General features: G+C 35.3%; 19 protein-coding genes and 1 pseudogene. 4 read left to right on the top strand and 16 right to left on the bottom strand.

Going from position 1 to position 18772, the window contains the following annotated elements; all coding sequences use genetic code 11:
* The coding region (locus Q0992_RS09190; RefSeq protein ID WP_299522835.1) for a choice-of-anchor L domain-containing protein at window positions 1-3135 on the bottom strand (3135 nt) is incomplete at its 3' end.
* A gap of 182 nt (window positions 3136-3317) precedes the next feature.
* Between Q0992_RS09190 and Q0992_RS09185 the strand changes: the two genes are divergently transcribed.
* The 4 genes from Q0992_RS09185 to Q0992_RS09170 all read left to right on the top strand — a co-directional run bounded on the left by Q0992_RS09185 (window position 3318) and on the right by Q0992_RS09170 (window position 6177).
* Window positions 3318-4220: a NifU family protein gene (locus Q0992_RS09185; RefSeq protein ID WP_299522833.1), complete on the top strand. Its 903-nt coding sequence runs from the start codon at window positions 3318-3320 to the stop codon at window positions 4218-4220.
* Between the two features lie 102 nt (window positions 4221-4322).
* The gene (locus tag Q0992_RS09180) at window positions 4323-5000 is read left to right on the top strand and encodes a hypothetical protein (RefSeq protein ID WP_299522830.1); all 678 of its coding nucleotides are present in this window, start codon (window positions 4323-4325) and stop codon (window positions 4998-5000) included.
* A gap of 84 nt (window positions 5001-5084) precedes the next feature.
* The gene (locus Q0992_RS09175) at window positions 5085-5285 is read left to right on the top strand and encodes a dodecin family protein (protein ID WP_299522827.1); all 201 of its coding nucleotides are present in this window, start codon (window positions 5085-5087) and stop codon (window positions 5283-5285) included.
* Between the two features lie 79 nt (window positions 5286-5364).
* Window positions 5365-6177 carry a mechanosensitive ion channel domain-containing protein gene (locus Q0992_RS09170; RefSeq protein WP_299522824.1) on the top strand — a complete coding sequence of 271 codons (813 nt, stop codon included), beginning with the start codon at window positions 5365-5367 and terminating at the stop codon, window positions 6175-6177.
* On the opposite strand, the gene tsaB is transcribed toward Q0992_RS09170, so the two are convergent.
* From tsaB to Q0992_RS09095, 15 genes and pseudogenes are all read right to left on the bottom strand, one after another.
* Window positions 6174-6848, bottom strand: coding sequence for a tRNA (adenosine(37)-N6)-threonylcarbamoyltransferase complex dimerization subunit type 1 TsaB (tsaB, locus tag Q0992_RS09165; protein WP_299522821.1), 675 nt, complete (start codon window positions 6846-6848; stop codon window positions 6174-6176). The genes Q0992_RS09170 and tsaB overlap by 4 nt on opposite strands.
* Window positions 6849-6864: 16 nt before the next feature.
* Window positions 6865-8175: an efflux RND transporter periplasmic adaptor subunit gene (locus Q0992_RS09160; RefSeq protein WP_299522817.1), complete on the bottom strand. Its 1311-nt coding sequence runs from the start codon at window positions 8173-8175 to the stop codon at window positions 6865-6867.
* A gap of 6 nt (window positions 8176-8181) precedes the next feature.
* Entirely contained in the window at window positions 8182-9522 is a 1341-nt protein-coding gene (locus tag Q0992_RS09155) for a TolC family protein (protein WP_299522814.1), read from the bottom strand.
* A gap of 50 nt (window positions 9523-9572) precedes the next feature.
* Window positions 9573-10733, bottom strand: coding sequence for an efflux RND transporter periplasmic adaptor subunit (locus Q0992_RS09150; RefSeq protein ID WP_299522811.1), 1161 nt, complete (start codon window positions 10731-10733; stop codon window positions 9573-9575).
* Between the two features lie 49 nt (window positions 10734-10782).
* Complete coding sequence (locus tag Q0992_RS09145) at window positions 10783-12042, bottom strand: ABC transporter permease (RefSeq protein ID WP_299522808.1); 1260 nt, start codon at window positions 12040-12042, stop codon at window positions 10783-10785.
* A gap of 1 nt (window position 12043) precedes the next feature.
* Complete coding sequence (locus Q0992_RS09140; RefSeq protein WP_299522805.1) at window positions 12044-13288, bottom strand: ABC transporter permease; 1245 nt, start codon at window positions 13286-13288, stop codon at window positions 12044-12046.
* Window positions 13281-13982, bottom strand: coding sequence for an ABC transporter ATP-binding protein (locus Q0992_RS09135; protein ID WP_299522802.1), 702 nt, complete (start codon window positions 13980-13982; stop codon window positions 13281-13283). Before Q0992_RS09135 ends, Q0992_RS09140 begins: the two co-directional genes overlap by 8 nt.
* 118 nt (window positions 13983-14100) lie before the next feature.
* Complete coding sequence (locus Q0992_RS09130) at window positions 14101-14343, bottom strand: hypothetical protein (protein WP_299522799.1); 243 nt, start codon at window positions 14341-14343, stop codon at window positions 14101-14103.
* Window position 14344: 1 nt separating this feature from the next.
* Window positions 14345-14917, bottom strand: coding sequence for a DUF420 domain-containing protein (locus Q0992_RS09125; RefSeq protein ID WP_299522796.1), 573 nt, complete (start codon window positions 14915-14917; stop codon window positions 14345-14347).
* 2 nt (window positions 14918-14919) lie between these two features.
* The gene (locus Q0992_RS09120) at window positions 14920-15666 is read right to left on the bottom strand and encodes an SCO family protein (protein ID WP_299522793.1); all 747 of its coding nucleotides are present in this window, start codon (window positions 15664-15666) and stop codon (window positions 14920-14922) included.
* Window positions 15659-16369: a hypothetical protein gene (locus Q0992_RS09115; protein WP_299522790.1), complete on the bottom strand. Its 711-nt coding sequence runs from the start codon at window positions 16367-16369 to the stop codon at window positions 15659-15661. Before Q0992_RS09115 ends, Q0992_RS09120 begins: the two co-directional genes overlap by 8 nt.
* Window positions 16370-16462: 93 nt before the next feature.
* Window positions 16463-16909 (bottom strand): cytochrome C oxidase subunit IV family protein, encoded by a 447-nt coding sequence (locus Q0992_RS09110; protein ID WP_299522788.1) that lies wholly within the window; start codon window positions 16907-16909, stop codon window positions 16463-16465.
* 21 nt (window positions 16910-16930) lie between these two features.
* Window positions 16931-17932, bottom strand: coding sequence for a cytochrome c oxidase subunit 3 (locus tag Q0992_RS09105; protein WP_299522785.1), 1002 nt, complete (start codon window positions 17930-17932; stop codon window positions 16931-16933).
* 135 nt (window positions 17933-18067) lie between these two features.
* Window positions 18068-18658, bottom strand: a complete 591-nt coding sequence (locus tag Q0992_RS09100) for a cytochrome c oxidase subunit 3 (RefSeq protein ID WP_299522782.1) — start codon at window positions 18656-18658, stop codon at window positions 18068-18070.
* Window positions 18659-18772: pseudogene (locus tag Q0992_RS09095) on the bottom strand (protoheme IX farnesyltransferase); the annotation flags it as partial. It lies immediately after the preceding gene.

Raw genomic sequence — 18772 nt, 5'->3', positions numbered from 1 at the left:
CTCCACTATCGTCGCACAGTCCGTGGCTATGGTCGCGCTCTCCACCCTTGCATACAGGGTCTGCGCGTCCACGACGATGTTGTTGTAGTCCACGCTCGTGTCTATCGCATCGACATTATTATCGGCATTTGCAAATGTCTCGTGGTAGGTCACCGTCAGCCCAGGGGCACCGCCCGTAATCTCATTGTCCGAATCGTCCAACGGAAACATCCCGAAACCGTCGTTGTCCGGGTCGCAGTAGCGCAAAGGCTCTGGAACGTTGGCCACCGGGGCCTGCTCGACGCACAAATCCAATGCCGTCGTATCGTAACAGCCCGTAACGGTATCCTCCACCCTTGCGAATACCGTCTGGCAGTTGCTGATGTTCGTATAGGGGATCGGCAAAGGGGCCAGCCCAGCCTCAGCATCCGCCAACGTCAGGTAATAGCTCACCATGTAATTAGGGTTGTTGCCCGTAATCTCCGTGTTCTTTATGCTTAGATCTATCTCCGTAAAGCCATCCGGAACGCCGTCGTCGCAGACCTCCAAAACCGTGGGGACCACTACTGTAGGTAATTCTAATACCTCTATTTCAAAACTCGAAGTCACAAAACACAAAGGATTGGTGTTGTCTTCGAGCCTTACAAAAATCGTTTGTGGGTTATCTATGTTCTGATACAAATTAGATAAAGACCCAACATTGTTATCCGCATCGCCTTGGCTCAAATGGTAGGTCAGCGTAACATCCGTCAGAGGTCCCAAAATATCAGCGGTCTGCTGTGTAAAGTCAAATATCTCAAAACCGTCCTCACTAAAATCATCACATGATGATAGATCAGCTGGAGGATCTACCGTAAAACCTGAACTTACCAGTAGCTCAAATGTCGTAACGACATAGCAGTTTTCATTATTGATATTTTCTAATCTCACATAAATCGACTGTGGATTTTCTACATTGGTGTAGAGATTCGGTAAGGCGTCAACGTCATTGTCTGCATCCATCTGATCGTCGTGGAAACTTACATTGACATCTGTTTGTCCTCCCAAGATCTCAGAAAGCCTTGTACTCAAATCAAACTCGGTGAATCCGTCTATTGTGGCATCATCACATAATACTATGTCACTAACTGAATTCGTTAAGGGAAGGTCTGATATGTTAATGGTGAAAGAAACGACATCGAAACAACTTTGTGAATTATCAGCCATTCTTGCCCAAATAATTTGAGGATTAGATATATTGGTATAACTATCAGGAAGTACTGCTAAGTTATCTATAGCATCTTGTTGGGTGAAATGGTATGAAATCACAAAATCATTTGGGTCTTCTGTTCCTAAAATATTGCCATTATTCTCAGTTAAATCAAAAGTAGCTGTTCCACCACCCACATCACATGCAAATAAATCTTCTGGTACGCTAGCGGTAGGGTTAGGTCTAAATTCTACAAAAATTGAATCTGATGATTGACATACCCCATCAAAAACTACATCTACGAAATAATACCCTTCTTCTGTAACTGCTATCGTAGAGGTTGTTTCACCTGTAATGATAACACCATCGACTGGGTCATCTGAATCTGGAGAGTAGTACCAAGTATGTGTAGCTGTTGTTACTTCTGTATCTAAAGTTACGGACGCCCCTCCACATGCTGCGGTACCCGCTTCAATAGTAATATCTTCACCCAGGTCACCTCCTAGGTTAAAACTACCTGCCGGAATGAAAACACCAGAATCTTGTTGATCATCTCCGTCATCTGCTATCACTAACTTAATGGTATATACCTCACCAGGAACAACATTAGCTATTGCTGTAAACACTACTGTTCTTCCGTCAAATGCCGTAGGTGGTGAATTAAAAGCGGTGTAACCTCCAAAGTATTGAGGGTTTACCGCACCGCATGACGAATTTGCCAGGTGAATATTCGTAACTAATATTGGAGTATTTGTTCCTGGTAAAACCGCTAAATTTGTTGTATTGCCCATTGAATCGGTTAGAAAAAAGGCAAATACATCTGAGAAATCACATTCAAAACTACCCATATTATATTCTTCTGAAGCCATCAAAAAATCGAAAGTAATCTGATCAATTAGAGGTGTGAAATCGAATTGTATGAAAGTAGCATTGTTAGTACTAACTCCAAGTTGTGTATCTAAATCATTATCCCCGGGCCATATTGACGAAGTACCAGTAGATAAGTTTTGATTATTGGGTCCTCTGGCCTCACTCGCATTACCGCTAGTAAGTAAAATTCCATCTTCAAAAGGAAAGTCTACGCCATTACTTATAAAATAGCCTATTCCATTTGGTTGTGACGGACTGAAGTCACTCCCTGTGGAGGAGACAATATTTGAAACAGTAGCACAGGGACTATTCACAAGAACATCTTCTATTAGTTGTTCAGGTGTATAGGTACCTTGGTCTACAACAACGTTTGAGCCTAAAACGAAAACAGTAATAGTTTCAGTATCTGAACAGCCTTGTGGATTATCATCTGCAACTGTCAAAGTCACTGTATACGTCCCTGTATTAATAAACGTATTAGATACATTTGTACCAGTTGCTACATTACCATCATTAAAATCCCAATCATAAGTAGCATTAGAACCATCTTGAGAAAAGGTAGCGCTTGCTGTAAAGTCAACTGTTTCTCCAGGTAAAATGCTAACAACACCAGAATTATTTGGTGCAGGGACTGTATTATCTATAGAAGCAAAGATATCTTGACATTGTGAAGCGCATAAAATATTTGCTGCCCAACCATTTACATTTCCCGAATCGCCGGAGATAAACTCAATAGTAAGGCAACCTGACGTATTAGATACCTCTGTAGCAGTTACCGTGAAAGCACCTACAGGACCTTGGAAAGTCCCAATTAGTGGAGCAGATATATCATCACCATCATAAATATTCATGACATCTGCGTTTAAACCTTGCTGCGTTGTAAACTCTGTAAATTCTAAAATTATAAAATCCCCTGCATTTTGAGGACAGATGGTAGTTACCAAATTTTCGTCATTCCCATAATTTCCAAATTCCCCACCAGAATCAAAAAAACGATCGGGCTCACATCGGTTAAATGTACCATTCTCCATAGCTATATCCTGAGAAAATCCTATAGCTGAAATCATTAGGGCAATAACGAAAAATGTCTTTTTCATAGTTAGCTAAGCTACATTTAAAAAGGCTTAAATATGTGGATTTATTTCATATTAAATCCAGTTTTTGCAAATGAGGACGAAATTTAATCAAATTATATGAAATGAGTTAAGAATTTGGTTACAAAACATAATAACAGGATTAACGTTTCATCCCAATATTTCATATTTTTGCAAAAAAAAAGATGTCAAAGACAAATATATCCATAGTTCCAACAGCTAACGAAGCAATTTTAAAATTTGAAGCTGACCGCTTCTTAACCAATCATAATAGCTTCGAATTCAATAATATAGATGAAACCAAGCATTCACCTCTAGCTCAACAATTATTTCACTTACCTTTTGTTAAGAAGGTATATATAGCATCAAACTTTGTCGCCATTGAACGCTTTAACATTGTTCAGTGGAGCGATGTTCAAGAAGAGGTGGCTGCTCAAATTGAAGATTATTTATCGAATGGTGGTGTCATTGTTTCAGAGGAAGCTACTAAACCAAAAGCGGCAGTAACTGTCTATGCGGAAAGTACTCCTAATCCCAGTGTTCTAAAATTTGTCTGCAATAAAGTTTTGGTGCCCAATGTGTACGAATTTACTTCAATAGAAGACGCTAAACCGTCTCCTTTGGCGACAGCATTATTCCAATTTCCATTTGTGAAAAATGTTTTTATGGAAAAGAATTACATCTCAATTACAAAGTTTGACATTATTGAATGGGAAGAAATTACACTTCAATTACGCGAATTTATAAAATCTTATGTTGAGGAAGGCAAAACTATTCTTAATGACGATGCCCCAAAACAACTCAATAAAACCGAGGAAGCCATTGAGCAAAAATTTGAAGCTTTGGATGATACTTCTAAGAACATTGTAAATATTCTGGAAGAATATGTTAAGCCTGCTGTAGCAAGCGATGGTGGTAATATAGAATTTAGGTCATACGATGCCGAGACCAAAAAAGTTGAAGTTTTGCTACAAGGTGCCTGTAGTGGCTGCCCATCATCAACATTCACCTTAAAAAATGGGATTGAAAACATGTTAAAGGAAATGCTTAATGATAATACGATTACAGTCAATGCTATTAATGGGTAATTGGCTATTAAGCATTACATGAATTCATTTATTCATATATTTAACGTAGTTAAAAATCGTATTCGGCACAGTTTTAGTGACAAATATTAAAAACTACTTATCATGATAAATCAAATTAGAAAATTTACAATTGTCATTTTACTTGCTTTTGTAAGTAACATTCATTCTCAAACTGTTATTGACTTGGCTAGTGAATATGGTCAAATGTCAAAGAACGCCAGTGGAAAATTAGATGCTGAAGGAAGCCCTTATATTCAGGAAGATTATAAGAGTATTAAAATAGACAAATATGGCGATATCATTTATTCAGCACGTTACAACGCCTTTAATGACGAAATAGAAGTAAAGCTAGATGATGATAATATTTTGGCTCTTGATAATTCTAAAGATATTAGCGTAACATTTATCTCTGATAATAAGGTTTATAAAACCTTTAGCTACACTAATGAAGATAAAATATCTAAGCGCGGTTTCCTAGTAGTAGTTGAAGAATCAGAAAGTTATTCGTTATTGAAGAGAGAATATATTAAATATTATGAGGGGCAAAAAGCCGCATCTTCTTATCAACAAGCTAAGCCTGCAACATTTAAAAGAGAAGGTGATACCTATTATGCAAAACTTGATGATAAAATTGTGTTCATTCCTCAAAAAAAGAAAAGCTTCTTAAAAGCTTTCCCAGAGCAATCGTCGGATCTTAAAACTTATATTAAGGAAAACAAAATCAATCTTAAAAAGGAAACTGATTTAAAAAAAATCATTAAATACTTAAGTGGACTTTAGTATGTTATAATTTTTAGGGACTTCAATATGTGACTTTTGGTTATTTTTTGTTTCTTATTCATATAAATCGAAAAATATATCAAAATGGCAGTATTAAAAGTTATTGAAGTATTATCAAACTCTAATGAAAGTTGGGAAGATGCGACTAGAAAAGCGGTAAAAGAAGCGTCAAAAACCTTGAACAACATACGCTCGGTATATGTGCAAGATCAAAGTGCAATTGTCAATGGTGATAACGTAACTGAATTTAGAGTTAACCTAAAATTGACTTTTGAAGTAAAATAAATTTAAACTAAAATTATAAATTTACTCGGTTATACTATTAACCGAGTTTTTTATTCAACTTAAAACTAATTAAACCAATATGGACACACAACAATGGATAGACAAAGGCTATAATCTAATTGTAGAATTTGCACCAAAACTACTTGCAGCTATTCTGATATGGATTGTTGGAAGCTGGATTATTAAATTATTACTCAAAGGAATTAAAAAAGTATTAAACAAAGGAGGTTATGATGAGAGTCTTAAAAAATTCCTCGTAAATCTTACCAACTGGACTCTTAAAGTAGTTTTAGTTGTTGTAGTATTAGGCACAGTAGGTGTTGAGACTACTTCTTTTGCGGCGATTTTAGCCGCGGCTGGTTTAGCCATTGGTTTGGCTTTACAAGGATCTCTAGGCAATTTTGCTGGTGGTGTTTTAATTATGATTTTTAAGCCATTTAAAATTGGTGATTTAATTGAAGCTCAAGGAGAATTGGGTGTAGTAAAAGAAATAGAGATTTTCACTACTAAACTAACTGGTCTTACAAACAAAGAAATTATCATCCCAAATGGAGCACTTTCTAATGGTAACATTATCAATTACACCTCTGAAGGTACAAGACGAGTTGATTTGGTTTATGGTGTAAGCTATGACTCAGATATTAAACAAACTAAAGAAGTGATGATAGATGTGCTAACATCCCATCCTAAAGTATTAAAAGATCCTGCGCCTGCAGTAACTGTTTTAGAATTAGCCGATAGTTCTGTTAACTTTGCAGTTAGACCTTGGTGTAATGTAGATGACTATTGGGATGTTTATTTTGACGTTACTGAGAATATGAAAATTGCCCTTGATGCTGCCGGTATTGAAATACCTTACCCTCATCAAGTCGAAATACATAAACAAGGTTAATTAGTTTTCCCTTTTATTGCAATAAAATCTTTTAAATAATAAGGTTCAAAATAGGCGACATCTTCGATGTCGCTTTTTTTATACTTCAATTCGGATAACTGTGCCATCTCATTTGCCGAGGGCAATTTGCCTTCGATAAAAAAGGCATTAGGATGTTTTACTAAAGCTTTAGTTTTTTCAACTCCACTTCCGATAAAATAAACCTTATTATGGTTAAGAAGATCGCTAAAACTTTCTGAAGTTATAACCTCTGCCTTTATTGCTCTCCTCTGTTCAAAATCAGAAGTATAAATCGCTGAGTATACCTCCATTCTCCTAGCATCTAGCATTGGCAAAATAAATCCTTCTTCAATATTAACTTGATGTGCTAAACTCTTTAAAGTGGAAATTGAAATTAAGGGTTTATCTAATGCATAACAAAGTCCTTTAGCTGAAGATACGCCTATTCGTAATCCTGTATAAGAACCTGGTCCTTTACTTACTGCAACCGCATCAATTGCGGCAGATTCAATATTAGCCATTTTAAACACATCCTTAATAAAAACATGTAATAACTCCGCATGAGAATACCCTAGACTATTGTCTTCCTTTAAAACTAAAGTCTCCCCATCTTTAGATAGAGAGACCGAACAATTTGTTGTTGCTGTTTCTATATTTAGCACTAAGGCCATCTATATGAATATACTATTATGATTCCTCTTCTTCTTTCCCTGATTCTTTTGGAGCTTTGTTCTTATCTTCAATAAGATCTCCTGGCTTTAAAGTCTTAGAAACGGTATTGTAAGGACCCGTAATTATTTTGTCTTCTTTATTTAGACCTGAAACAACTTCGATGTAAGTATCATCCTGAATTCCGGTTTTGACAACCTTTAGTTTGGCTTTACCATTGTCATTAATAAAGACACATTCAAACTTTTCTTCTTCCTGTTTAGACTCATCATCGTCTACTCCAGATTTTTTGCTATATGGTTTCTTGGTAGAACTTGTATCGGTTTTTATAACTATAGCACTAATAGGAACGGCAATTGCATCGTCTCTTCTCTTTGTTATTATATCTACTGTTGCAGTCATTCCTGGTCTAAAGGGAGAATAATTATCTGGTTTGCCTTCTGTTAAATCGGCATAAGACTCTTCCAGAATTCTAACCTTAACTTTAAAATTAGTTACTTGATCTGCAGCTAAGTCGCCAGCGGCCGAATTAGCAATTTCCGTAACTATGCCTTTAAATTCTTTCTTCAAATAAGCATCAACCTCAACAATTGTGGAATCACCAATATTTACCTTTACAATGTCGTTCTCGTTAACATCGACCTCAACCTCCATATTGTTTAAGTTGGCTACTCTTAAAATCTCTGTACCTGCCATTTGCTGTGTGCCAACTACACGCTCACCAAGTTCGACATTGAGCATCGAAATAGTCCCACTCATGGGTGCATATATCGTTGTTCTGGTTAAATTATCTCTTGCCTCATTAACTGTTGCAGCCGCACTTTGAACACTGTAATAGGCCGAACTCTTGGCTGCTTCCGCTGTTTCGTAAGCAGCTAAAGCACTGTCCCAGTCTGCTTTAGAGATCACTCCTTTCTCAAAAAGGGCTTTATTTCTGTCATAATCTGCTCTAGCTTGTTTTAAGCTAGCTTCAGCCTGCTCTAGGCCTGCTTTTACATTTTGATATGATGCCTGAGATCTGTTTAAAGCTGATTGAATCAAATCGGGATTTACTCTTACCAATAAATCACCTTTCTTTACTTCTTGCCCTTCCTTGAAAGGTAAATCTAAAATTTCTCCTGAGACCTCTGAAGATATTTTAACTTCTACTTCTGGTTGAATTTTCCCTGTTGCTGAGACTGTTTCAACAATATCCCTTAGAGTAACCTCTTTTACAGTAACTTCCTTGAAGTTTCCTTTTTTACCAAACCATCCCATTGATTTTCCAGCTACAAGAAGCACGAGTAGAAGAACAACAATTCCTAAAATAATTTTTACTGTTTTACTCATTTTAAATTAATTTAAATCAGTTATAGGCAATCCAAAATAGAATTCTAAAATTTTAAGTCTAAAAATATAATCATATTTTGTTCTAACCACATCTGATTGGGAATTTTCATAAGTCGTTCTTGACTGATTAAAGTCAAAGGAGTTTGATAGTCCAACGTCATAGCGTTCTTTCGCATATTCAAAAGCTAAACGACGTGCTTCTTCAGTTTTTAAAGCTGCTTCATATGACTTCTTAGAATTCTTAGCATCATTATAGGCTTGATATACTGTTGACTCTAAATCTAGTTCCGTTTGTTCTAACTGAAATTTTTGCCGTTCTATAGCTACTTTACTACGTTGAACATTATTTCTTACACTAAGTCCATTAAATATCGGAACCCTAAGCTGAAGTCCTACTGAAGTACCATCGAATAAATATAACTGATCAATGAAAGGAATATCTTCTCCTGTAAACGGATTTGTCTGAGAACTCGCCCAACGCGTATTGTATTGAACAAAACCTGATAATGTTGGATAATAGCTAGCTCTACTTATTTGTAGATCTTTTTCTGCTAAATCTAAGTTTGCCTTTGCAATTAACACATCATTAACCTCCTCTTTAGCCCTTTCTGCAATTTCGGAAGGGCTTTTATCTAGGATATCGGCTGATACCAAGTTATAATCATCATCAGCTATATCAAAATTTAAGTAATCTTTTAATTGAAGTGTTTGAGCTAGCCCTAACTTTGATATAAACAAAGTATTTTCGGCATTAATAATTTGCTGTTCTTGGGTTGCATCAGTAGCTAAGATTTCTAACAAATCGCCTTGCGGTAATACACCAGCATCTACCAAATCTTGAGTGTTTTTTATATTTTCTTTTGTAACTTGATTTTGTCCTTTTAAAACCCTCAACTGTTCTCTATTTGCTAGTATTTGCAAAAAAGAATTCGCTACAAAAAGAGATGTATCATCTTTCATTTTGTCGAGACTATACTGAGATGCAATCTGATTTAGTTTTGCTCTTTGTAAGGTTTTCCAGTTTGCTAAACCATTAAATATGTTTATCCCAGAACTTATAGAACCATTTGCAGACTCAAAAGTATTATTTTCGAACTGGTTTGTTGCAGGGTTAATATTTGCACCTGTATTACTGCCAAGGCTACCATTTGCATTGAGGTCTGGTAAAAAGTTTCCTATCGCTTCTTTCTTAGCAATATCTGCTAAATCTAAATCCAGCTCACTTTGTTTTATGGATATATTATTTTCTAGGGCATAGTTAACACACTCTAAGAGTGTCCATTTTTTGTTTTGTGCTTGCCCAATTACTCCTAATAGAAGTAATAGGATTATGATTGATTTTTTCATGTTGTCTATTTGTCTCTTTAAATCTTTAAGTGTTACACTAAATCTTAAAATTATTGTTGAGCATAATTTGGCACTCCTTGTAATTGGTTCCAAACTTTAATCTTGTCGTCTTTTGAAACACCGCTTTTAACTTCAACAAAAATACCGTCACTAATACCTAATTCAACATCTTTTCTTTCAAATTTCTGGTCTCCTACTTCTATTTCAACAAATGGTTTTTTGGTTTCATCATCATATTGTACTAAAGCTTCCTTAATGGCCAATATACTTTCTGCTTTTTCTAAAATTATTGATGCGTTTGCACTTAAACCAGCTCTAATAAAGGTAGAATCCATCTTCTCTAAAGTTCCTTTAATTTCAAACTGTATAGCGCCATTTTCTTCAACTCCTTTGGGCGCAATGTAATCTAAGACAGCATCAAACTTTACATCTTCAATTGCTCCCACCGTTATTTCTAATGGTAGACCTTCTTTTATTTTACCTACTTCACTTTCGTCTACTTTACCCTCAAAAATCATCTTCTTTACATCGGCTAGTGATGCTATCGAAGTCCCTTCATTAAAATTATTGGCTTCAATGACTTGATTCCCTGCTTTAACTGGGACATCTAAGACCATACCTGCTACGGTTGCCCTAACTTGAGTTTGCGCAATGTTACCTAGGCCAGAAGTGGTACCTGTCTTAATGATATCATAGTTTTGACGTGCTTGCTGCACATCTATCCTTGCCTGTTCTACTTGTTGCTTGGCTTGGAAATAGGTGTTATTTACCTGATCAAAATCATTAGCTGCTACGACACCTTTGTCAAATAATTCCTTTTGACGATCATATATGGTTTTTTGTGTCTTATAGTTGATTTCAGCTGTTTGCAGTGCCGTCTGATTTGAAGCTATATTATTCTTGGCACTTGTTAAGGATGATACATTTGGTATGACTCTTATTTTTGCGATTAAATCACCTTGTTTTACATATTCTCCAGCTTCCACGAAAACCTCATCAACTACACCAGAAATATTAGGTTTGATTAAAACCTCTTCTTTAGGCACAATACTACCTGTGGCAACAGTCTTTAATACAATTGTTTCGTTTGAAGCCTTTTCGGTGACATATGTCACTGAATCCTCTTGGTTTTTGGACCATAAATAGTATAGTGAAACTCCGAAAACTACGACTATTAGAACTAATATAATTACGGTTGTGGTTCGTTTCATTTTTAATTCTTTTTATTTGATTGATTGTTTTTTATTCTTAATTTTTAATTTATTCAATTCTTAAGGCATCTACTGGTTTCATTTTTGTGGCACTATTTGCAGGTATTAGACCAGCTAGTAAGCCCGAAACTATTAAGATTATCAGAGCCGTAAATACCACTTGCATACTCACGCTTGGATTAGCAAAATTCTCAACAGGACCTACACTATCTAAAATCGCATTCATTCCCCAGATCATTAGCGCTGCAAAAGAGATACCAACCATGCCAGATAAAATAGTAAGTATTAAACTTTCTTGTAGAATTTGACCTTTAATGGTCCATGGTGTAGCTCCTAAAGCACGCCTTACACCTATTTCTTTTGTTCGTTCTTTAACAACGATAAGCATTATATTACTTATGCCAATAATACCAGACATTAAGATTAAGGCCCCAACAAAATATCCAACTACAGAAAGAATATTAAAAAGCCCATTTATTCTTCCAAATTCTTCAGCTAAATCAAAATGACCAATAGCTCTCACGTCTTCTGGATGAATTTTATGACGTTCTCTCATTAGGGAAAATATACCTTCTTTTACAGAAGTTATGGGTGTATTATCTTCTGCCGTAATAGCCATCCATCCCACAATTTCACCATAATTAAACGCTTGACTAAAAGCAGTAAAAGGAATAAAAATAGTATTAGCCTCTTCTTCTGAATCCCCTTGGCTATTGGTAATTTTAAAGGTCCCTACTACCATAAAGTTTACACCGTTTATTTTAATGTAAGATCCTACAACTTCTTCCCCTTTGTCATATAGTGCCTTTACAACATCAGGGCCAATGACACATATTTTGCGCTTAGCATTAATATCAGAGTAATTAATAAAGCGGCCTTGAAGAATATCCATAGGTTTTTGTTTTATAAACTCTGGATAATCACCATAAATTTGAAAAGCTCCGGTTTTCATACCTCGCACCACATTATTAGCCCCTTGATATCCACCTAATTGATTTCTTGGCGACACATATTTTAAATTAGGTACTCCTGCTTTAATGGCTGCTACATCATCGATTTTATAATTAAAATAACGTGATTTTGGCATCCCTTTATAAGGCTTAGATGTCCTTTGGGTCCACATAAACATAGAATTGGTGGCAAAATCGCCAAAATCTGCAGTAACCCCATTGCGTAAGCCATTGGTAAGTGCTAATAATAAAACCAATATAGCAATACCCCAAAACACACCAAATGCTGTAAGAATGGTTCTTATCTTATTAGCATTTAATGCCTCTAATATTTCGCTCCAACGTTCTCTATTAAACATGTTATTCGTCTCTTAATGCAATGATTGGTTTTATTTTTGCCGCACGATAGGCTGGAAGGAACCCTGCTAACGCACCTGCAAACACAAGTATAAAAACAGTGGTTATCGCTGTAGGGAAATCTACTTGTGGAAACTTAATAAATGGACTATCAACCTGAGGTCCAATCAATTCAAGAAGACCCATTCCAAAAATAAGACCTACGAAACCTGAAAACATAGTAACAAAAATCGCTTCTTGTAAAATCATGGCAATTATCGATAATGGTTCAGCACCTATAGCCTTTCTAATCCCAATTTCTTTGGTGCGCTCTTTAACGATAATAATCATAATATTACCTACACCTACAACCCCTGCAATTATTGTAAAAATACCGATAACCCAAAATACAGTTTTGATTGTATCTATTAGCGAATAGATTTTTTTAGCTTCTTCTAAAGTATTCCAGACTCGTATGGCAGCTTCATCATCTGGCGCAACAATATGCTTTTGTTTCATATCGTTTTCTATAGCTAGACTTAGGTTTTTAGAAAGCTCGACAGCCTCATCAAAGTTTTCAGACATTTTAACAGTAAACTCAATGTGTCTTATATTATCACCACCATTAAATGCTTTTTGAACCGATGATACAGGAAGCATTATATTACTTTCCTCACGTTCGCCACCTGGATCTGAATATACACCAACTACTTTATAATTTATGCCCCAAATGGAGATGTATTTATCTATAGGGTCTTCATCCTTAAACAAATCGGACTTAACTTTTTTACCGATAACAGCCACTTTTCTAGTACCATCGAGATCAGCTTGATTTATAAAACGGCCATCAACGATATCACAGTTTTCTATAAATTGCCCGTCGGGCATCATGCCCCGTAACGTGTAATTACCTGTTTCATTTTTATATGCTACCTGTCCACCCCAAATATTATAGTTTGAAGATTTATACTCTAAAAATTCATCATAAGTTGATGACAACATATCGAAATCCTCATTTTTTAGCTGAATACGTCTACCAGGATTTAAGCCTTTGTAGCCTTTGGTGGTGACACGTGTCCTTACTCCTAGTTCGTTAGTCGCATCTTTCTGAAACTCTGATGTTACACCATTTTTTAAGCCAGAACTTACGCCTAATAATATCACTAGAATAAAAATTCCTGAGGCCACTGACAGACCCGTTAGAAAAGTTCTTAGTTTATTTTTTCTAAGTGTTTCAAATATTTCTTGCCAACGTTCTATATTAAACATATTGTTTGGCTCTTACTTGTTTTACTAAACTATCATCAATGATAATACCATCCTTAAGATTAACAATACGCTTTGTCATATGCGCTATATCATCTTCATGGGTGACTACTAAAATCGTTTTACCTTCATCATTAATCCCTTGAATTAATTCCATTACACCATAAGAAGTCTTAGAATCCAAAGCTCCAGTAGGCTCATCAGCTAATAATACTTTTGGTTCGCTTGCCAAAGCCCTTGCAATAGCTACACGTTGTTTTTGTCCACCCGAAAGCTCACTTGGTAAATGATGGTGCCAATCTGCTAAGCCTACTTTTTCGAGATAGTGCATGGCACGTTCTGTACGCTCTTTCCGTTTTAAACCTTGGTAATACAAAGGCATAGATACATTGTCTAAGGCCGATTTGTAATTAATAAGATTGAAGGATTGAAATACAAATCCTAAGAATTGATTTCTATATTTTGCGGCAATTTTTTCGTTAAGGTCTTTTATAACAACGCCATCCAAAGTGTAGGAGCCTTGATCAGCTTCATCTAACATTCCTATTATATTGAGCAATGTCGATTTACCCGATCCAGAAGAGCCCATAATCGAAACCAATTCCCCTTCTTCAACATTAAAGTTAATTCCTTTGAGTACGTGAAGCGAGTTGCTTCCCATATGGTAAGACTTATGTAAATCTTTAATCTGTATCATAGACTGGATGGTTAACAAGTGCAATTTTAAGAAAAACCTTAAGGTTATTGTGCCAACAAATTGTTAAGACTTCCCTTAGCAAACTTGATATAATTAAGACTAACTAAATAAGAAAATGTTACAAAATTTGGCCAGTATTTTTGACCTTTTTTGATTTACTGTAAGTTCTGTAGACGATATAGCCTATTGTTGCTACTAAAATATAAGGCACAACCATGAGGAACATTATACCATCGTTTATGCCTTCAGCAGCTGATTGATCTTCACCACTTTCTAAAACTGCTCTACACATGGCGCATTGTGCTTTGGACTGAAGGAAAAACAGACTAGTGATAAAAAGTAAGATCATTTTCTTTTTCATATTAAGCGTAATATGGTGAAATCATTATGTAAACTATGACTCCTGTTACTGCTACATAAAGCCATAACGGAAAGGTAATTTTTGCTATTTTTTTGTGCCGTTCAAAATTATTTGTGATGGCTCTTACGTAGGTAATCAGTACAAAAGGAATTACAGCTATTGATAATAAAATATGGCTGAATAAAATGAAGTAATAAAAATATCTTGTACTACCTGTTTGGTCAAGCTCCGAGTCACTTAACACCTTATCGTTATTTAAATCGCCAAATTTTGTTGAATCGCTGGTCATATGATACAATACATACATAACCAGAAACAAAACCGATAATACAATGGCAAACTTCATTAAGCTTTCGTGCATCTTTCGGTTGCCTTTCTTAATCATTACAACTGCAATGATCAATACCAAAGCTGTTATCGCGTTTATTGTGGCATAAATTGGCGGTAAGAATACTGGAAGCTCTATATTGAGTTTAACACCAAATAACAAAACCACTACTAAGGGAATAGCTATGGAAAGTATAGCAATCCATTTATTGTATTTTTTTTCCTTTTCTAAATCAACTGTATTCATATCTACTCTTTCAATAATTTAGCAATATCCTCTTTTAAAATGGTAATTTGTTCTTTCTGACCATCCTCTTCGCCTTCTTCCTGGCTAATAACACCACTGTAATAAATCATGGGATTACCATAGGCATCTTTTCGACTTCGTATATAACCCTCTTTATCAATTAAAGCAAAGTTGCCCGAATGTTCAAATCCTCCTTCAACGTCTACATTTTTCCCTGCGTAAATGTTAAACCCATTATTTGCTAAATCATAAATATCTTTTTCCTTTCCCGTCATGAAATGCCAATTAGGGTTTGTGACACCATATTTCTCAGCATATTCTTTAAGTATTTCTTGTGTGTCGTATTCTGGGTTTATTGTAAATGATGCTACGCCAAAATCCTCAAATCCTTTGAATTCATTCTGAATATCAACTAAATTTCTATTCATCCTTGGGCATATAGTAGGACATGTGGTGAAAAAAAATTCAACAACATAAACTTTACCCAAATAGTCTTCGTTAGTAACCGTATTTCCATTCTGATCTGTAAAACTAAATGCTGGCACTTTTCTATTTTCACCATTAATAAGTATATAAACCAAATCTGGTGTTTCTTTACTTGCTTTTACGGCAACCTCTTCGCTTCGGCTTTCATCTCTTGTGATATCGTCTTTACTTATCCTATCTATAATCCTAGGAATGAAAATAATTCCAAAGACTAAAACGATAAATGCTATACTGATGTATGAATAATTTGCTTTTTTACTCATTGCTTTGTTTTATGCCCTTTTGTCGCCTTTTATCAGATTCTGCAAAATTGCCTTTTCGCTTATCTCTATACTCTTTAAATAGCACGCGCATGTCTTCTGCAGCCATTTTATTTTTTAACTCAGCTACTTCTATACAATCATAGTCATAAAGTCCATATACAGGCTCACCATTTTCTATTTCCTTTTCTGTTCTGTCATCTAGCCTTCCTCTTTGATTCATGTCCCTATCTATTATATAAGCTGAGTTATTTGCCAGACTCCTATCTAATTTTGATTCTGATCTCAATGTGCTAAATACCCTTTTAATTTCAGATTCATCCGCATATAAAAGATGCCAAAACCTTAGGTCTTCATATGACTTAATTTCCTTAAGCAACTCTTCCGCTTCATTTTTAGCAGAATAAGGTAACATCACCACTACCTGAAACGTTTTGAAACCTTTATTTTTATCGTAGACAAGTTCTTTGAGGTTTAAGGCAGCTATTGAATGTTCCATTGGGTTTTCGCCCCAAAACGATAATACGGTAAGATGTCCCTTTAACTGAATTTTATCTTTATTGACAGGGAGTTCGGAAACACTTTCGTTTACTACATCTAGAGGATTATAATTATCCTTAGACAACATCATTACCACAATAAATGCTACAGGCAAAAAAAACAAAATACTCAGCACAAGATTGCGCTTTCTACTACTCAATTCCATACTGCAAAAATAAAAAAGGCAGTTAAGAAAAACCACCTTTTAATATCTTATTTAACACTTTGACTATACTCAGTCTCAGCTCAATATTTTAATCTAAAAATCTCTTTTAATTATCGCGTCATCTGCATTGTAAACCTCAAAGACATAACCCCCTTCTTGTAATAGAATGAAGATTAAATAACAAATCAAGAAAACGGCTGTCCATACTACCATACGTCTTAACGCCTTGGTTTCGTCTCTCATGTGCATAAAATCCCAAGTAATGTAATAAGCCTTGACTATCGTTAATACGATGAATATTAAATTTAAAGGCTTCATGTAAACAAAAGGAGATAATATAATATTTGCCAATGTTGCGAAGAAACCACCTTCAATAGGATTTATCCATGTATGCATCAAGAGGTCAGGCTTATATATACCTAGTATAACCTCTACCGCAGTAACTATAGTTAGTAAGATTAAAACACCCCATATCTTCTGCGTATTGGACTTAAATTTTAGACGTCCTCTGAAAATCTCTAATTTATGTTCGTGAGCCATAACTATATCTCAAATTGCTTTTTATACTAAATAGAAGAAAGTAAATACGAATACCCAAACCAAATCGACAAAGTGCCAGTACAATCCAACTTTCTCAACCATTTCATAACTTCCTCTTCGTTCGTAGGTTCCTAAAATAACATTAAAGAAAATAATGATATTAATTACTACACCTGAAAATACGTGGAATCCGTGAAAACCAGTAATGAAGAAGAAAAAGTCTGCGAATAGTGCAGTACCATACTCATTAACTTGGAGGTTAGCACCTTTAACTACTAACTTTCCATTATCTTTTATCTGTTTCAATGATTCTTCTCGTGATAGAACCGTTTTTTCTCCTTCTTCATTGATGATTTGGTTTCTTACCAAAATATTTTCGTTTGCAGCTAAGCCTTCATAGATTTCATTTACTGTATATGGTGGTAGTGTCTGCTCTGTAACATACCAAAGACCGTTGTTTCGCCCATGCTGTGACCTTTCGGTTGGATTAGTCACTGCAAACTCATCTATAGATATACGTTTAAATTTTTCTTTACCATTAACCGTTACGTATTCACCAAATTGTAAAATATTACCTCCTTTAGTTTGAACCGCACCGTAATCTCCTTGAATGAATGTTGCCCATTCCCAGGCCTGAGAACCAACAAAAATTGCACCTCCAATAATGGTTAAGAACATGTATAAAGTAACTTTTGCCTTATTCATATGATGTCCTGCATCTACAGCCAATACCATAGTTACAGAAGACATGATAAGAATGAATGTCATGAATGCTACATAGATCATTGGTAATTCTTGACCATGTAAAAAAGGTACGTGTGTAAATACCTCATCTGCAATTGGCCACTCTTTAATAAACTTAAATCTAGAAAAGCCATAAGCTGCCAAGAATCCAGAAAACGTCAGGGCATCAGAAACGATAAAAAACCACATCATCAGCTTACCGTAACTTGCCTTAAGAGGCTTATTACCGCCTCCCCAAGTTCTTTCTTCTGTACCAGTACTTGCTACTGTAGAATCCATAGAAATAATTTAATTTTTAAGATTGGACAAAAGTAATCAAATTCTTCATTTAAAGAAACACCAAATCCCAATTTTTAGGCATAATTGAGCGGTAATCGACAATACACTTTTCCTTATTTTAAATTTCGTTCTTTGTTATTTGAAAAAATAGAGAAACAAAAACAGGGATATCCAAAGAATATCAACAAAATGCCAAAAATTTGCCGCTAATTCAAAACCTAACATATTATTGGCACTATACTTCTGTTTAAAATGATTATAAATAACAACGATTATGCATATTAAGCCAACTAAAACGTGTCCTATGTGCAAAGCAGCTATCAAATAGATATAGGACATTGTAATATTGCTTGTGGGACCTGTGAAGTTATAACCCGCTTCAATAATCTGCCTAAAACCTTCAAACTGGGTAAAAATAAAAACAGTGCCCAATACCAATGTGCTCAATAACCAAACTGTTGTCATCTGTCGATTATTACGCTTTAGAGTACGCTTAGCTAAAATAAAAGTGACACTGCTAACTAAGATGATTACAACACTAATTAAAAAAGCATCGGGTAATTCATAATTACTTAACCAGTCTTTATCTTTTCGTTGTTTTGAGCTTACAATAAATGCACTAATCAATGCAGCAAAAGACATAATTAATGATCCTATGGCAAACCACAACATCATTTTCTTTGCTCTTGCTCTTTTTTCTTGAGGTGTTCCTTGTGTTAAATCCATCTATCTCAAAAATTTATCTGCAACATATATAATCTGTAACATGGTGATATAAAAAACACTAGACAACATTAATTGTTTGGCTGCTTTTATAGTTCGCTTCTTAAATAACCTAAG

It is taken from the genome of Winogradskyella sp., assembly GCF_028289625.1.
In the GTDB taxonomy this organism is placed as follows: Bacteria; Bacteroidota; Bacteroidia; order Flavobacteriales; family Flavobacteriaceae; genus Winogradskyella.
Note: the sequence above shows the minus strand (reverse complement) of the source record. Positions and strands in the feature narration are given on the sequence as shown.

Excerpts from the sequence above, each read along its gene's own strand:
- Q0992_RS09185 (WP_299522833.1), top strand. The coding sequence starts at position 3,318 with ATGTCAAAGACAAATATATCCATAGTTCCAACAGCTAACGAAGCAATT.
- Q0992_RS09180 (WP_299522830.1), top strand. The coding sequence starts at position 4,323 with ATGATAAATCAAATTAGAAAATTTACAATTGTCATTTTACTTGCTTTT.
- Q0992_RS09175 (WP_299522827.1), top strand. The coding sequence starts at position 5,085 with ATGGCAGTATTAAAAGTTATTGAAGTATTATCAAACTCTAATGAAAGT.
- Q0992_RS09170 (WP_299522824.1), top strand. The coding sequence starts at position 5,365 with ATGGACACACAACAATGGATAGACAAAGGCTATAATCTAATTGTAGAA.
- tsaB (WP_299522821.1), bottom strand. The coding sequence starts at position 6,848 with ATGGCCTTAGTGCTAAATATAGAAACAGCAACAACAAATTGTTCGGTC.
- Q0992_RS09160 (WP_299522817.1), bottom strand. The coding sequence starts at position 8,175 with ATGAGTAAAACAGTAAAAATTATTTTAGGAATTGTTGTTCTTCTACTC.
- Q0992_RS09155 (WP_299522814.1), bottom strand. The coding sequence starts at position 9,522 with ATGAAAAAATCAATCATAATCCTATTACTTCTATTAGGAGTAATTGGG.
- Q0992_RS09150 (WP_299522811.1), bottom strand. The coding sequence starts at position 10,733 with ATGAAACGAACCACAACCGTAATTATATTAGTTCTAATAGTCGTAGTT.
- Q0992_RS09145 (WP_299522808.1), bottom strand. The coding sequence starts at position 12,042 with ATGTTTAATAGAGAACGTTGGAGCGAAATATTAGAGGCATTAAATGCT.
- Q0992_RS09140 (WP_299522805.1), bottom strand. The coding sequence starts at position 13,288 with ATGTTTAATATAGAACGTTGGCAAGAAATATTTGAAACACTTAGAAAA.
- Q0992_RS09135 (WP_299522802.1), bottom strand. The coding sequence starts at position 13,982 with ATGATACAGATTAAAGATTTACATAAGTCTTACCATATGGGAAGCAAC.
- Q0992_RS09130 (WP_299522799.1), bottom strand. The coding sequence starts at position 14,343 with ATGAAAAAGAAAATGATCTTACTTTTTATCACTAGTCTGTTTTTCCTT.
- Q0992_RS09125 (WP_299522796.1), bottom strand. The coding sequence starts at position 14,917 with ATGAATACAGTTGATTTAGAAAAGGAAAAAAAATACAATAAATGGATT.
- Q0992_RS09120 (WP_299522793.1), bottom strand. The coding sequence starts at position 15,666 with ATGAGTAAAAAAGCAAATTATTCATACATCAGTATAGCATTTATCGTT.
- Q0992_RS09115 (WP_299522790.1), bottom strand. The coding sequence starts at position 16,369 with ATGGAATTGAGTAGTAGAAAGCGCAATCTTGTGCTGAGTATTTTGTTT.
- Q0992_RS09110 (WP_299522788.1), bottom strand. The coding sequence starts at position 16,909 with ATGGCTCACGAACATAAATTAGAGATTTTCAGAGGACGTCTAAAATTT.
- Q0992_RS09105 (WP_299522785.1), bottom strand. The coding sequence starts at position 17,932 with ATGGATTCTACAGTAGCAAGTACTGGTACAGAAGAAAGAACTTGGGGA.
- Q0992_RS09100 (WP_299522782.1), bottom strand. The coding sequence starts at position 18,658 with ATGGATTTAACACAAGGAACACCTCAAGAAAAAAGAGCAAGAGCAAAG.